13 protein-coding genes are annotated in these 14,389 nt (G+C 72.4%); 3 read left to right on the top strand and 10 right to left on the bottom strand.

Features of this window, described 5'->3' with window-relative positions; translation table 11 throughout:
• The first annotated feature begins 912 nt into the window (after positions 1-912).
• The gene (locus ACIA8R_RS08420) at positions 913-2,412 is read left to right on the top strand and encodes a glycosyltransferase family 39 protein (protein WP_397037308.1); all 1,500 of its coding nucleotides are present in this window, start codon (positions 913-915) and stop codon (positions 2,410-2,412) included.
• Between the two features lie 63 nt (positions 2,413-2,475).
• On the opposite strand, the gene tyrS is transcribed toward ACIA8R_RS08420, so the two are convergent.
• Complete coding sequence (gene tyrS / locus ACIA8R_RS08415) at positions 2,476-3,741, bottom strand: tyrosine--tRNA ligase (RefSeq protein WP_357703413.1); 1,266 nt, start codon at positions 3,739-3,741, stop codon at positions 2,476-2,478.
• 85 nt (positions 3,742-3,826) lie between these two features.
• On the opposite strand from tyrS, the gene ACIA8R_RS08410 reads away from it, so the two are divergent.
• Positions 3,827-4,228: a PH domain-containing protein gene (locus tag ACIA8R_RS08410; RefSeq protein ID WP_357703411.1), complete on the top strand. Its 402-nt coding sequence runs from the start codon at positions 3,827-3,829 to the stop codon at positions 4,226-4,228.
• On the opposite strand, the gene ACIA8R_RS08405 is transcribed toward ACIA8R_RS08410, so the two are convergent.
• The 8 genes from ACIA8R_RS08405 to argC all read right to left on the bottom strand — a co-directional run bounded on the left by ACIA8R_RS08405 (position 4,168) and on the right by argC (position 12,162).
• Positions 4,168-5,028 carry a DNA-3-methyladenine glycosylase gene (locus tag ACIA8R_RS08405; RefSeq protein ID WP_397037306.1) on the bottom strand — a complete coding sequence of 287 codons (861 nt, stop codon included), beginning with the start codon at positions 5,026-5,028 and terminating at the stop codon, positions 4,168-4,170. The two genes, ACIA8R_RS08410 and ACIA8R_RS08405, sit on opposite strands and share 61 nt — an antisense overlap.
• Positions 5,010-6,431, bottom strand: coding sequence for an argininosuccinate lyase (gene argH, locus ACIA8R_RS08400; RefSeq protein ID WP_364097289.1), 1,422 nt, complete (start codon positions 6,429-6,431; stop codon positions 5,010-5,012). Before argH ends, ACIA8R_RS08405 begins: the two co-directional genes overlap by 19 nt.
• A gap of 78 nt (positions 6,432-6,509) precedes the next feature.
• On the bottom strand, positions 6,510-7,016 hold the full coding sequence (locus ACIA8R_RS08395) for an arginine repressor (RefSeq protein WP_357703405.1): 507 nt from the start codon (positions 7,014-7,016) through the stop codon (positions 6,510-6,512).
• Positions 7,013-7,960 carry an ornithine carbamoyltransferase gene (argF, locus tag ACIA8R_RS08390; RefSeq protein ID WP_397037303.1) on the bottom strand — a complete coding sequence of 316 codons (948 nt, stop codon included), beginning with the start codon at positions 7,958-7,960 and terminating at the stop codon, positions 7,013-7,015. Before argF ends, ACIA8R_RS08395 begins: the two co-directional genes overlap by 4 nt.
• Positions 7,957-9,123, bottom strand: coding sequence for an acetylornithine transaminase (locus ACIA8R_RS08385; RefSeq protein ID WP_364097295.1), 1,167 nt, complete (start codon positions 9,121-9,123; stop codon positions 7,957-7,959). Before ACIA8R_RS08385 ends, argF begins: the two co-directional genes overlap by 4 nt.
• Positions 9,120-9,995 (bottom strand): acetylglutamate kinase, encoded by an 876-nt coding sequence (gene argB / locus ACIA8R_RS08380; RefSeq protein WP_364097298.1) that lies wholly within the window; start codon positions 9,993-9,995, stop codon positions 9,120-9,122. Before argB ends, ACIA8R_RS08385 begins: the two co-directional genes overlap by 4 nt.
• Entirely contained in the window at positions 9,992-11,143 is a 1,152-nt protein-coding gene (gene argJ, locus ACIA8R_RS08375; RefSeq protein WP_364097301.1) for a bifunctional glutamate N-acetyltransferase/amino-acid acetyltransferase ArgJ, read from the bottom strand. Before argJ ends, argB begins: the two co-directional genes overlap by 4 nt.
• On the bottom strand, positions 11,140-12,162 hold the full coding sequence (gene argC / locus ACIA8R_RS08370; protein WP_397037301.1) for an N-acetyl-gamma-glutamyl-phosphate reductase: 1,023 nt from the start codon (positions 12,160-12,162) through the stop codon (positions 11,140-11,142). The genes argJ and argC overlap by 4 nt, the downstream gene beginning before the upstream one ends.
• A gap of 164 nt (positions 12,163-12,326) precedes the next feature.
• On the opposite strand from argC, the gene ACIA8R_RS08365 reads away from it, so the two are divergent.
• Positions 12,327-12,866 carry a hypothetical protein gene (locus ACIA8R_RS08365; protein WP_397037299.1) on the top strand — a complete coding sequence of 180 codons (540 nt, stop codon included), beginning with the start codon at positions 12,327-12,329 and terminating at the stop codon, positions 12,864-12,866.
• Here the strand turns inward: ACIA8R_RS08365 and ACIA8R_RS08360 are convergent.
• The gene (locus ACIA8R_RS08360) at positions 12,857-14,254 is read right to left on the bottom strand and encodes an alkaline phosphatase PhoX (protein ID WP_397037297.1); all 1,398 of its coding nucleotides are present in this window, start codon (positions 14,252-14,254) and stop codon (positions 12,857-12,859) included. The genes ACIA8R_RS08365 and ACIA8R_RS08360 overlap by 10 nt on opposite strands.
• Between the last annotated feature and the right edge of the window lie 135 nt (positions 14,255-14,389).

Here is a 14,389-nt window from a genome sequence, read left to right as displayed (position 1 = left end):
TTTCATGCACTGGCTTTTAACACACTGTTGAGTTCTCAAGAAACGGACGCGTACTTCCTCACCAGAACCCGTTCCCGGATCCTCGTTCAGAGGCGTTCATTTCGTCTTGCGTTCTTTCGTTGCGTCTCAATCTTAGCAAGTCCGCCGATTCAGTGTCAAATCCGGAGACTTGAACAAACCGGGCCGAACCTAGCTATGATTGGACGCCTCGCTGCCGAGGCAACCCTCGTAACTTACCGTGTCATCCGGCACCTGTCGAATCAACCGATTATTCGGCGTGCTTCGGGCGCCCGAGGACAACCCATGCCAAAGCGCGTTGAAGCGCCTCGACCGAGGTGGCTTGTCATCTCAAGGGGCTTGTCCCGGGGCCCGTCCGCCTTGTCGGCGTCCGGCTCGCTCCGGGGACGAAGTGAAAGATTAGGTCGCGATCCGCGACACGTCAAATCGCCGGACGGGGACATGGCGGAAGGGAGGCCGGATCAAGGAGCGACGGCGCTGGTGACGGACGTCGAACGAGCCATGTCGGATCGCTGGACGGGTTTGCGGGAGTCAGTTGAGCGGTCGGCGGTGGTCGGCATGGCCGGAGGGGCGGATTCCGCCTGGCTCGGCGACCAAGGGGGCGTGTGGAGGGCTTGGTGCCAGGCGCTGCGGCGTTCTCGTGAGAGTGCACAGGCCGGGGCGTTGATACAGACCGTCGACTCTTCGGGTGTCGGGCCGGTGGAGGTGCGGGGGTGATCGGGGACCGGAGACGATGGTCGGGTGGAGGGGCCCGTTCCGGCATACCGGATGGGGGTCAGTTAAGAGGGCGGGCGGGGCTCGGGGGGCGCGTATTCTGCCCCGGTGACCACTGCCGCCACAATTGTTCCCGCAGTCCCACTCGCGACCCGCCCCCGCTCCTCCGCCCCTTGGTGGATGGCCTTGGTCGCGGGGGCGGTGGCGTTCTCGGGGACGGGGGCGGCCACCTTGAACGGTGACGAGCTGGCGACCATCAGCGCGGCTTCCCGGTCACTGCCGGGGTTGTGGGAGTTGGCCCAGAACATCGACGGGCACTTCCTGCCGTACTACCTGTTCATGCACTTCTGGGTGAAGGCGGGCACGGCTGAGCTGTGGCTGCGGTTCCCGTCGGCGGTGGCGATCGGCGTGGCGGCCTGGTTTCTGGCCGATCTCGGGAGGCGGCTGCACAGTGTGCGGGCGGGGGTGATCGGGGCGGCGCTGTTCGCGCTCCTGCCGTCCGTTTCCTATTACGGGGCGTTCGCCAGGTCTTACGCGTTCGCGGCGGCCGCGGTGGTGTTCTCGTTCTGGGCGTTGCGTCGGGCGGTGGAGCGTCCGGGTGGGCGGCGGTGGGTGGCGTACGGGGTGGCGGTGGCGTTGGTGTGCTGCACGCATCTGTTCGCGGTGCTGGCGCTGCCCGCGCATCTCGCGCTCGCCCGGCGCGGGATGTTGTTGCGGATGGCGGCGGCGCTGGGGGTCGGCGGGCTGCCGGCGGTCGTGCTGGGGCTGGTCGGGTTCGGAGAGCGGCATGCGATCAGCTGGATCCCGCAGCGGGGGCCGGAGGTGTGGCTCAAGTTCCCGAAGATGGCGGCGGGTTCGGCCGGGCTCGGGCTGCTGCTGTTCGCGGTCGCCCTGGCCGGGGCGGTGGTGCTGTGGAGGACGAAGGCCGGCCGGAGCGCCGGGGACCAGGTGCGGGGGCGGGATTCGGCGGCGGGGATCGAGGGGCGATCGTCGCAGCGGGATGCGGTGCGGGGGAACGAGGAGCGATCGGCCAGGCGTGATCCGGTGCCCGGCGAGGGGGTGCGGTGGGCTGTTGCGGGGGTGGGGTGGCTGGTGTTGCCGCCGGTATTGCTGCTCGCGGTCTCGCAGTTGGTGACGCCCGCGTACGTGGACCGGTATCTGTTCGTGACGGCGCCGGCGCTGGCGTTGCTGGCGGGCGTGGCCGTGGCGGCGGTGCCGCGCTTCCCGGTTCCGGCGGGGGTCGCGGTCGTGCTGGTAGGGGGCCTGCTCGCGGTCTCGGACCACGTGACGGTACGCGAGGAGAACGGCCGGTTCGAGAACGTCCCGTGGGCGTTGCGGGTGGTCAGGGCCGAGCCCGGGGACGCGATCGTGTACGGGCAGAGCCCGCTGCGGGCCGGGTTCGACTACTACGCGGACTCGGCGATGCCCGACGACGTCCTGAAGACGGGTGACGCGCCCGAGCCCGACGGATTCGGCTATCCGGAAAGGCCGGAGGTCGCGGCGGCGTTGAAGGGGCGCGAACGGGTGTGGGTGGTGTGGCGCGGCACCAAGCAGGCGGGGTTGCAGGGCGACTCCGTGCCCCGGGTGGCGCAGGTGCGGCGGGCGGGGTTCGAGGCCGTGTCCGTCAAGCACTCGGCGGACCTGCCGGGGCTGACGGTGGCCCTGTTCGAGCGGAAGTGACGGCGGAAGCGACAGCAAAATGACAATGGCGGGCCCCGAAGGACCCGCCTCGCCGCTGCGGGGTCAGGCGACCTCGACGCCGCCGATCGACTTCTTGCCACGGCGCAGGACCATGAACCGGCCCGCCAGCAGGTCGGACGCCTCGGGCACGTACGCCTCGTCGGTGATCTTGACGTTGTTCAGGTACGCGCCGCCCTCCTTGACCGCGCGCCTGGCCGCCGACTTCGACTCGACCAGGCCGCTGTCGGCCAGCAGGTCGACGAAGGTCGCGCCGAGCTCGGTGACGGTGGCCTTGGGCACCTCCGCCAGGGCGGCCTCCAGGGTGGCGGCGGGCAGCTCGTCCAGCGAGCCCTGACCGAACAGCGCCTTCGACGCGGCCACCACCGCGGCCAGTTCCTCGCCCCCGTGAACCAGGGTGGTGAGGTCCTCGGCCAGCGCGCGCTGCGCCTCACGGGCGAACGGGCGGTCGGCGACGGCCTTCTCCAGCTCTTCGATCTCCTCGCGGGAGCGGAACGTGAACACCTTGAGGAAGCGCACCACGTCGCGGTCGTCGGCGTTGAGCCAGTACTGGTAGAACGCGTACGGGGAGGTGAGCGAGGCGTCGAGCCAGACCGCGCCGCCGGCCGTCTTGCCGAACTTGGTGCCGTCTGCCTTGGTGATCAGCTTGCCGGTCAGGGCGTGGACGTGCGCTCCCTCGACGCGCCTGACCAGGTCGACGCCGGCGGTGATGTTGCCCCACTGGTCGCTGCCGCCCACCTGGAGGTCGCAGCCGTGCCGGCGGTGGAGCTCAAGGTAGTCGTTGGCCTGGAGGATCTGGTAGCTGAACTCGGTGTAGCTCAGGCCCTCGCCCGCCAGCCGGGCCGAGACCGACTCGCGGGCCAGCATGCGGTTGACCGGGAAGTGCTTGCCGACGTCGCGCAGGAAGTCGATGGCCGACAGCTCGGAGGTCCAGTCGAGGTTGCTGACCAGCGTCGCGGCGTTGGGGCCGGGCTCGAACGACAGGAACTTCTCCACCTGGACCCGGATCTTCGCCACCCACTCGGCCACGACCTCGGAGGTGTTGAGCACCCGCTCGGTGCTGCGTCCGCTGGGGTCGCCGATCAGGCCGGTGGCGCCGCCCACCAGGCCGATCGGCTTGTGGCCCGCCCGCTGGAAGCGGGTGAGGATGAGCAGCGTGGCCAGGTTGCCCACATGGAGCGACGGCGCAGTCGGGTCGAAGCCCGCATAGACCGTGATCGGACCCTTCGACAGCGCCTCACGCAGGGCTTCGACGTCGGTGGTCTGCGCGAGGACGTCGCGCCATTCGAGCTCATCGAGAATGTCGGTCACGGTGCTGGCTTTCCAGTAGACGTTGAGGTGGTTACAGCGTGCCCGATCGTCCGGGGTGACCGCCACTTGGATACGCTCGGTGTCCATGTGGAGGGTCCGTCGCGAGCTGGCCGTTTTCAAGATCTTAGGGGCTCTGGCGTGCGCCGGGCTCGCCGTCTTCTGGTGGGTCGACGGGGACGTGCGCGGGGTGATCCTGGCGGTGCCGGCGGCCGTGCTGGTGGGCGGGATGGGGCTGCGCGACGTGCTGGTGCCGGTGCGGCTGGCCGCCGACGCCGACGGGATCACGGTGGTGCACGGGTTCGCCGGGCGGCGGCACGTGCCGTGGGAGGCGGTGAAGGACGTCAAGGTGGACGTGCGCCGGCGGTTCGGGCTGCGCAGCGAGATGCTGGAGATCGACACCGGCGACCACCTGCACGTCTTCAGCGCTCACGAGCTGGGGGTCTCCCCCACGGAGGTGGCCGCGGAGCTGCGCCGGCGCGGCACGTGAGCCCGGTACGGCGACACGGTCGGGTCGCCGTCGATCCAGAACCGCCACGGGGTGTCCTTGGCGGTCGAGACGCCGGTGCGCGGGCCTGACCTGATCGTGCCGGGGTCGGCGGGCCGGCCTTCGAGGACGGCGGCCGAGCCGTGGGGCAGGCCGGTGAGCCAGGTGGCGTGCTCCGGTCCGTGGCCGAAACGCCCGGGGCTTCCGGGGGTCCCGGTCAGGGGTGGCAGGGCCGCGGGTGAGCCTTCCCAGATCGCGTCGAGGCCGTTGTGCTCGCGCAGCAGGCCCAGCGCGACGGCCAGCCTGGCGGGGCCGCGGGCCAGGTCACGGTCAGGCACGCCCCTGGCGCGTCCGGCCGCGGCGGCCCGTCCCGCGGCAGAGGCGGGGGCGGACCGTCCCCCGTCGAAGGCCGCAGCGGACCCGGCGGCGGAGGCCGGGGCGGGGGTGCGGCGGGTGCGGGCCTCGTCGAGGCCGGCGACGATCTCGCCGGCGCGGACCAGCACGGCCGAGCCATGGCCCTCGGGCAGGCAGACGAGGTTCGCGCAGAAGTGCATGCCGTAGGTGAAGTACACGTACAGGTGGCCGGGCGGGCCGAACATGACGGCGTTGCGGGGTGTCCTGCCGCGGTAGGTGTGGGCCGCCGGGTCCTCGCCGGGGCCGCCGTACGCCTCGACCTCGGTGAGGCGGACGGCGACCGGCCCGTGCACGAGGACGCGTCCGAGCAGGTCGGGCGCGACCTCGTGCGAGGGCCGGTCGAAGAAACTCCGCGGCAGCGGCGCGGCGCTCAGTTTCCCGAGGCCCATGCCGCCTGGGCGTCGACCGCCTCGCGCAGGGCGACGAGCTGGTCGCGTACGCGGTCGGGGGCGGTGCCGCCGTGGGCCTTGCGGGCCGCCAGCGCGCCGGGCACGTTGAGCACGTCGCGGACGTCGGGCGTCAGGTGCGACGAGACCTTGGCCAGCTCGTCGTCGGACAGGTCGCCGAGGTCCTTGTCGTTGACCTGGCACCAGACCACCAGATGGCCGACGGCCTCGTGCGCGTCGCGGAACGGCACGCCGCGCCGCACCAGCAGCTCGGCCAGGTCGGTGGCCAGGGCGAACCCGTCGGGCGCCGACGCCTCCATGCGGGCGGTGTTGACGCGCATGGTCGCGACCAGGCCGGCCATCGCGGGCAGGACGAGCAGCAGCGTGTCGACCGAGTCGAACACCGGCTCCTTGTCCTCCTGCAGGTCGCGGTTGTAGGTCAGCGGCAGGCCCTTGAGCGTGGTCAGCATCGACATCAGGTTGCCGATCAGGCGGCCGGACTTGCCGCGGGCCAGCTCGGCGACGTCGGGGTTCTTCTTCTGGGGCATGATCGACGAGCCGGTGGAGTAGGCGTCGTCCATCTCGATCCAGCGGAACTCCTGCGAGGCCCACAGGACGATCTCCTCGCCCAGCCGCGACAGGTGCACGCCGATCATCGCCGCGTCGAACAGGAACTCGGCGGCGAAGTCGCGGTCGGCGACGGCGTCCATCGAGTTGGGCGCGGCGGCGGAGAAGCCCAGCTCCTCGGCCACGGCCTGCGGGTCGAGCGGCAGCGAGGAGCCCGCCAGGGCGCCGGAGCCGAGCGGGGAGACCGCGGCGCGCTTGTCCCAGTCGGTGAGGCGGTCGATGTCGCGGGTGAAGGCGTGGACGTGGGCCAGGAGCTGGTGGCCGAAGGAGACCGGCTGGGCGTGTTGCAGGTGCGTCATGCCCGGCGCGGCGGTCTCGGCGTGCTCCTCGGCCTGGGCCATGAGCGCGGTCTCCAGCTCGACCAGGCGGGAGACGATGCTGCGCACGTGGTCGCGGAGGTAGAGGCGCAGGTCGGTGGCGATCTGGTCGTTGCGGCTGCGGCCCGCGCGCAGCTTGCCGCCGAGCGAGCCGAGCCGCTCCAGCAGGCCGCGCTCCAGGGCGGTGTGCACGTCCTCGTCGGCCACGGTCGGGCGGAACTCGCCCGCCTTGCAGGCGGCCTCCAGGTCGTCGAGCGCGCCGATCATGCGCTCCAGCTCGTCGTCGCTCAGCAGCCCCGCCCTGTGCAGCACGCGGGCGTGCGCCCTGGACGCCGCCAGGTCGTACGGCACCAGCCGCCAGTCGAAGTGCACGCTCACCGACAGCCGGGCCAGCGCGTCGGACGGGCCGCTCTCGAAGCGTCCGCCCCACAGCCGCATCGGCTTGCCATCACTCACCGTCATCTCCTCCATTTCCCACGCGACCATAGTGCAACTCAGCCCTTCTTTGCGTCAGGGGCGACCGCGATCCCGGCGATCGGGTCAACCACGCCGGTCCGCCACGCGCAGCAGCGCCTCCGCGACGGCCTGGCCGCCCATCGGATCGCGGCTGATGACCAGGATCGTGTCGTCGCCCGCGACCGTGCCGAGGATGGACTCCCAGTCGGCGTGGTCGATGGCGGAGGCGAGGAACTGGGCGGCGCCCGGCGGGGTTCTGAGCATGACCAGGTTGGCCGAGGCCTCGGCGGCCACGAGCAGTTCCTCGGCGATGCGGTGCAGCCGCGCCGCCGGGGTCTCGCCGCCGCCGGTCCTGGTGAGCGGGATGCGGTCACCGCCCTCGCCGGGCAGCGCGTACACCAGGGAGCCGTCGTCGGCGCGCAGCTTGAGCGCGCCGAGCTCGTCCAGGTCGCGGGAGAGGGTGGCCTGGGTGACCTCGACCCCGCTCTCGGCCAGCAGCTTGGCCAGCTCGGGCTGGGAGCGCACGGCCTTGCGCTGCAGCAGGTCGGTGATCTTCGCCTGCCGCGCGGCCTTGGTCATCGGGATGGTCATCCGCGGGTCACCAGCCAGTGGAGCAGCGCCTTCTGGGCGTGCAGCCGGTTCTCCGCCTGGTCCCACACGACGCTGGCCGGGCCGTCGAGGACGTCGGCGGTGATCTCCTTGCCGCGGTAGGCGGGCAGGCAGTGCAGGACGATCGCCTCGGGCGCGGCGTGCGCCAGCAGCTCCGCGTTGACCTGGTACGGCAGGAACGCGGCCGCCCGCTCGTCGGCGCCGCTCTGCCCCATCGACACCCACGTGTCGGTGGCGATCACGTGCGCCCCCTCGGCGGCGGCCGCCGGGTCGGTCGTCGTGGCCACCGATCCGCCGGTCCTGGCCGCGACGGCGGCGGCCTGGCCGAGGATCTCGGCGTCGGGCTGGTAACCGGCCGGGGCGGCGATCCGTACGTGCATGCCGGCCGTGGCGCCGCCGAGCAGGTAGGAGTGGGCCATGTTGTTGGCGCCGTCGCCGACGTAGGTCAGCGTCAGCCCGGCCGTGCCGCCCAGCCGCTCGCGGACGGTCTGCAGGTCGGCGAGGATCTGGCAGGGGTGGAAGTCGTCGGTGAGCGCGTTGACGACGGGCACCGCGGAGGCGGCGGCCATCTCCTCGACGAGCCGCTGCCCGGTGGTGCGCCACACGATGGCGGCCACCTGGCGGTCGAGCACGCGGGCGATGTCGGCGGTGGGCTCGCCCCTGCCCATCAGCACCGCGACGTTGTCGACGACGAGCGGCAGGCCGCCGAGCTCGCCGATGCCGGTGTGGAAGGAGACGCGGGTGCGGGCCGAGGGCTTGTCGAACAGGACGGCGACGGTCTTGGGGCCCTCGAACGGCCGGTAGCCGAGCCGGTCCTTCTTCATCGCGGCGGCCAGGTCGAGGACCTCCGTCTGCTCCTCGGGCGTCAGGTCGTCGTCCCGCAGGAAGTGTCTGACTTGCGCCGAGTCCGCGCGGTGCCTGGTCACGCCGCGGCCTCCTTGAGGATCGCGGGGAACGCCTCGACGAAGGCGTTCACCTCCTCGTGGGTGACCACCAGCGGCGGCGCGAGGCGTACGGCGTCCGGCTGGAGGGCGTTGACCAGGAAGCCCGCCTCGGCGGCGGCCTGCTGCACCCGCGCCGAACGCTCCTCCGTCAGGACGGCGGCCAGCCACAGGCCGCGGCCGCGCACGCCCTTCAGCAGCGGGTGGCGGACCGCCTCCAGGCCGCCGCGCAGCCCGGCGGCCACCGACTTGACGTGGTCGAGGTCGAGGTTGTCCAGGACGGCCAGCGCCGCCGCGCACGAGACCGGGTTGCCGCCGAACGTCGAGCCGTGGTCGCCCTTGTCGAACAGCCGGCCGGCCTCGCCGAACCCGACGCACGCGCCGATCGGCAGGCCGCCGCCCAGCCCCTTGGCCAGGGTCAGGATGTCGGGCGTGACGCCGTCGGCCTGGTGGGCGAACCAGTGGCCGGTACGGCCGATCGCCGACTGGATCTCGTCGGCGACCAGCAGCGCGCCGGTGGCGTCGCAGATCTCGCGGGCGGCCTCGAAGTAGCCCTCGGGCGGCGGGACCACGCCGGCCTCGCCCTGCGTCGGCTCCAGGAACACCGCGATGCAGTCGCCGGTCACGGCCTCCTTGAGCGCGTCGGCGTCGCCGTACGGGACGAAGCGCACGTCGACGGGGAACGGGCCGAACTGGTCGCGGATGGCCTTCTTGCCGGTCAGCGACAGGGCGCCGATCGTCCGGCCGTGGAAGCCGTTCTCGGCGGCGACGAAGTAGGAGCGGCCCTCACGCTTGCCGTACTTGACGGCGAGCTTGTAGGCGGCCTCGTTGGCCTCGGTGCCGGAGTTGGCGAAGAAGATCCGCGCGGGGGCGTTGAGCAGGTCGAGCAGCCGCTCGGCGAGCAGCACCTCGGGCTCGTGCAGGAACAGGTTGCTGGTGTGGGCGAGCGTGGCGACCTGCTTGGAGACCGCCTCGACCAGGGCGGGGTGGGCGTGGCCGAGCGAGCTGACCGCGATGCCGCCGATGAAGTCGAGGTACTCCTTGCCGTCGACGTCCCAGACGCGGGTGCCCTCGCCGCGCGCCAGGGCGATCGGGGGGACGCCGTAGTTGGGCATGAACGCCTGCTCGAACCGCTCGTGGAGGCTCATGAGGGCATCACCATGGTTCCGATTCCTTCGTTGGTGAAGATTTCCAGCAGCATCGAGTGGGGCACGCGGCCGTCGAGGACGTGCGCCTGGGGCACTCCCCCTCGCACGGCGGTCAGGCACGCCTCCATCTTGGGCACCATGCCGCTGGACAGGTTGGGCAGCAGCTTCTCCAGCTCGTCGGCGTCGAGCTCGTCGATCACGTCGGTGTCGTCGGGCCAGTTGGCGTACAGGCCCTCGACGTCGGTGAGGACGATCAGCTTCTGCGCGCCCAGCGCCACGGCCAGCGCGGCGGCCGCGGTGTCCGCATTTACATTGTAGATTTCTCCGTCGGCGCCGACGGCGACGCTGGAGACGACCGGGATGCGGCCGTCGTCGATCAGCGCGCGCACGGCGCCCGGGTCGACCTTGACGATCTCGCCGACCTGGCCGATGTCCACGGGCTCGCCGTCGACGATGACGGGCTTGCGCTCGGCGGTGAACAGGCAGGCGTCCTCGCCGGACATGCCGATCGCGAACGGGCCGTGCCGGTTGACCAGGCCGACGATGTCGCGGCCCACCTGGCCGACCAGGACCATCCTGACGACCTGCATGGCCTCGGGCGTGGTGACGCGCAGGCCCGCGGTGAAGGTGGACTCGATGCCGTGCCTGTCGAGGGCGCTGCTGATCTGCGGCCCGCCGCCGTGGACGACGACCGGGCGCAGGCCGGCGTGGTGCAGGAACACGACGTCCTCGGCGAAGCCCTCCTTGAGGGACTCGTCGGTCATGGCGTTGCCGCCGTACTTGATGACGACGGTCGCGCCGGCGAAGCGGGTCAGCCAGGGCAGGGCCTCGATCAGCGCCTCGGCCTTGGTCGCCGCGGTGACGGCCCTCACGAGGAGTACGCCGAGTTCTCGTGGACGTACTCGGCGGTCAGGTCCGTGGTGTGGATCGTGGCGCTGTGGCGGCCGGCCGACAGGTCGATGGTGATCGTCACGTCTCGGGGGCGCATGTCGACCTTGGTGCGGTCGTCGCCGACGGAGCCGTCGCGGCAGATCCAGATGCCGTTGATGGCGACGTTGACGCGGTCGGGCTCGAAGGCGGCCTTCGTGGTGCCGACGGCGGCCAGGACGCGGCCCCAGTTGGGGTCCTCGCCGTGGATGGCGCACTTGAGCAGGTTGGAACGGGCGACGGTGCGGCCCACCTCGACGGCGTCGTCCTCGGAGGCGGCGCCGACGACCTCGACGGCGATCGCCTTGGAGGCGCCCTCGGCGTCCACGAGGAGCTGCCTGGCCAGGTCGGCGCAGACCTCCTGCACCTTCTGCCCGAACTCGGTCAGGTCGGGCCTGACCCCGGCGGCGCCGCTGGCCAGCAGCAGCACGGTGTCGTTGGTGGACATGCAGCCGTCGGAGTCGAGCCGGTCGAAGGTGGTGGCCGTGGCGGCGCGCAGGACGGCGTCGAGCTCCTCGCTGGTCAGGTCGGCGTCGGTGGTGATCACGCAGAGCATGGTCGCCAGGGCGGGGGCGAGCATGCCGGCGCCCTTGGCCATGCCGCCGACCATGTAGCCGTCGGCCCGCTTGAAGGAGATCTTGGAGACGGTGTCGGTGGTGCGGATGGCGTCGGCCGCGGCCAGGCCGCCGTCGCGGGACAGCTGGCCCGCGGCGGTCTGGACGCCGGTCAGCAGGGCCTCCATCGGCAGCCGCTCGCCGATCAGGCCGGTGGAGCAGACCGCGATCTCGCCCGCGCTGTCGCCGAGGGCCTCGGCGACCTTCTCGGCGGTGGCGTGGGTGTCCTGGAAGCCCTCGGGGCCGGTGCAGGCGTTGGCGCCGCCGGAGTTGAGCACCACCGCGCGCAGCCGCCCGCCCGCCAGGACCTGCTGCGACCACAGCACGGGGGCGGCCTTGACGCGGTTGGCGGTGAAGACGCCGGCGGCGGCGCGGCTGGGGCCGTCGTTGACGACGAGGGCCAGGTCACGGGCGTCGCCGGACTTGATGCCCGCGGCGACGCCCGCGGCCCGGAAGCCCAAGGGGGCGGTGACACTCATGGAGCAACTCCTGTCAGGGGAAGGCCGAGCTCTTCCGGCAGGCCGAGGGCGAGGTTCACGCTCTGGATCGCGCCTCCGGCCGTGCCCTTGGTGAGGTTGTCGATGGCGATGACGGCGACCACGCGGCCGGCGCGCTCGTCGAGCGTCACCTGAAGGGCGGCGGTGTTGGCGCCGTACGTCATGGAGGTGGCCGGCCAGACGCCCTCGGGCAGGAGCCGGACGAACGGCTCGGCCTTCAGCGCGACCTCGTAGGCGGTGCGCAGCGACTCGCGGGTGAGGCCGGGGGCGGCGGGGGCGGTGCAGGTGGCCAGGATGCCGCGGCTCATGGGGGCCAGGGTGGGGGTGAAGGAGACGCGTACGGGTGCGCCGGCGACGGCGGACAGCCCCTGCTCCATCTCGGGCGTGTGGCGGTGGACGCCGCCCACGCCGTACGCGCTGACCGAGCCCATGACCTCGCTGCCGAGCAGATGGGACCTGGGCGCCTTGCCCGCGCCGCTGGTGCCGCTGGCGGCGACCACGACCACGTCGGGACCGGCCAGGCCCGCGGCGAAGGCCGGCCACAGGGCCAGCAGGACCGAGGTCGGGTAGCAGCCGGGGACGGCGATGCGCCGGGCCTTCTTCAGCGCCTCGCGCCCGCCGGGCAGCTCAGGCAGGCCGTAGGGCCAGGTGCCGGCGTGGTCGCCGCCGTAGAACTCCCGCCAGGCCGCGGGGTCGGCGAGCCGGTGGTCGGCGCCGCAGTCGACCACGATCGTGTCCTCGCCGAGCTGGGCGGCGACGGCGGCCGAGTGGCCGTGCGGCAACGCGAGGAAGACCACGTCGTGCCCGGCGAGCACGCCGGGCGTGGTCTCCTCCAGGACGCGGTCGGCGAGCTGCGGCAGGTGCGGCTGGTGGGCGCCGAGCAGGTCGCCCGCGCTGGAGGCCGCGGTGAGCGCGCCGATCTCGAACTCGGGATGGCCGAGCAGGAGGCGGAGCAGCTCACCTCCGGCATAGCCGCTCGCTCCCGCGATCGCTGCTCTCATCCGGCCCTCCTGCATAGTTATGCACCCTATCTCATGACCTTGCTTGTGAAGATGATGCACTCAAGAGGATGATTATGCAAGCTGAGACGGCCCGCGCCGGTGACAGGGGCATGTCCCAGTCCTTTCCAGGCCAACCCCAAGTGGCGGGCGGGATGCTGCCGGGCATGAGCGACTTCCTGCCCGATCTCACCTTCGTCACCCCTTCGCGCGGGCGCGGTCCCGGGCCGTTCGGGCGCGCCGTCCTCGTGCTGCTCTGGGTGGGGATCTGCGTGCTGCCGGCGGTGCTCTCGATCTCCGACTTCCGGCTGGCGACCGGCCGGACCGGCACGCCGGGGACGCTGACCGTGCTCTCCTGCGCCGACCTGGGCCAGGGCCGCTACGACTGCAAGGGACGCTTCACGCCCGACTCCGGCGGCCCGGCCGTCCCGGTGGACGCCTCCCCCGACTCCTCGGCCGGCGACGTGACGCGGGCCCAGCTCACGCCCGAGGGCGACCGGGCGGCGCCGGCCGGGACCAGGGGCGTGCTGGCCGCGGCGGCCCTGCCCGGGGTGGGGCTGGGCGGGATCGGGTTCCTGCCCTACGTGCTCCTCTACTGGTCCGGGGCGGGACGGCGGGCCAGGCGGTCCGCCGCGGCGGCGGGCTGGGTGATCACCGCCACCGGCGCGCTGGTGACGGTCGTGGGGATGGTCGCCGCCTACTCCTGAGGACGCCGCCATGGTCCCGTGATGGCGAAGACGTGGCCCGGCGACTGGATGCAGGCGTACAGGGTGGAGCCGGTGGCGTCGAAGGTGGGGCCGGTGAACTCGCTCTCGTTCAGCTCGTTGCGGGCCAGCGGGTAGGCCGCGCCCTTCCTGGTGACGCCGACGAGATGGCTGACGCCCTCGCCGTCCTCGGCCAGGATCACGCCGCCGTACGGGGAGACGGTGATGTTGTCGGGGCCGTCGAAGGAGGTGTCCTGGGCGGGGTCGGGGTTGAGGCCGAAGACGGTCCGCAGGGTGACCGTGCCGGACCGGGGGTCGTGGAACCACACCTGGCCGTCGTGCTCCTTGAGGCTGCCGTCGGCGGCGCGGGCGTAGCTGGCCACGAAGTAGGCGCCGCCGTCGCCCCAGTAGGCGCCCTCCAGCTTGCGCGAGCGGGTCACCTGGCCGTCGGCGAACTGGGAGCGCACCGAGACCGTACGGGCGTCGCGGTCGGGGACGTCCACCCAGCGCACCCGGTACCGGGTGCCCGGCGCGGTGGCCTCCGACAGGTCGGCGACCTGCCGGGAGCCGTCGTAGCAGCTCATCGCCTGGAGGCGGCCCGCCGTGTCGCCGCCGGAGGAGGTGGCCAGGGCCCGCAGCGCGCCCCTGCCCCCGTGGAAGCCCGGCGGCGGGGTCCAGCGGAAGTAGAGGCCGTGGGGGGCGGTGGCGTCCTCGGTCAGGTAGATCGCGGACGTGCGGGGATCGACGGCGACGGCCTCGTGGGAGTAGCGGCCCAGGAACTTCAGGGGCACCGGGTCCTGGTTGGAGCGCTGGTCGAAGGCGTCCACCTCGAAGACGTAGCCGTGGTCGCGCTGGAAGGCGCCGCCGGCCCGCTGCTCGGTCTCCTCGCAGGTCAGCCAGGTGTTCCAGGGGGTGCGTCCGCCGGCGCAGTTGTTGTGGGTGCCGGCCAGGCTGACGTACTCCCCGACGCGCGCGCCGCGGCGGCTCACCTCGACGGTGGTGGTGCCGCCGCCCGCGCCGGGGTCGTAGGTGAGGCCGGGCAGGGCGGGCACCCGGTACGGCTCGCTCCCGCCGATCTCGTGGTTGCAGATCAGGACGGTGCCCCGGCGGCCGGTGAAGCAGGCCATGCCGTCGGGGTCGCTCGGGGTGGGCTCGCCGCTGTCCAGCAGGGTGCGGCCGGTCTCGGCGACGAGCGTGTAGGAGAACCCGGCGGGCAGGGCCAGCAGGCCGGCCGGGTCGGGGACGAGGGGGCCGTACCCGGCCTCGGCCCGGGTGGCGGCGCGGGCCGCGCCGGGGCCGGCGATGGCCTCCACGCTGCCCGCGAGAACCACGCCGAGACCGCCGGCCGCGCCGCCGCGGAGGAACGAACGACGGGACACCGGTGCTGACACGGGCTTCGCCTCCCTGGAGGGTCGGGGGTGCCGCGGGTCCTCCGCGGGTCTGCGGAGGACCCGTCTCCATGTGTCGCACAGATGCGGCGCGGAATCCACGCCGATCGCATTTTGGATATTTCGGTCAGGGGCGGA

It is taken from the genome of Nonomuraea sp. NPDC051191 (assembly GCF_044455665.1).
GTDB lineage: Bacteria > Actinomycetota > Actinomycetes > Streptosporangiales > Streptosporangiaceae > Nonomuraea.
This window is presented reverse-complemented; position numbering and strand designations above follow the sequence as displayed.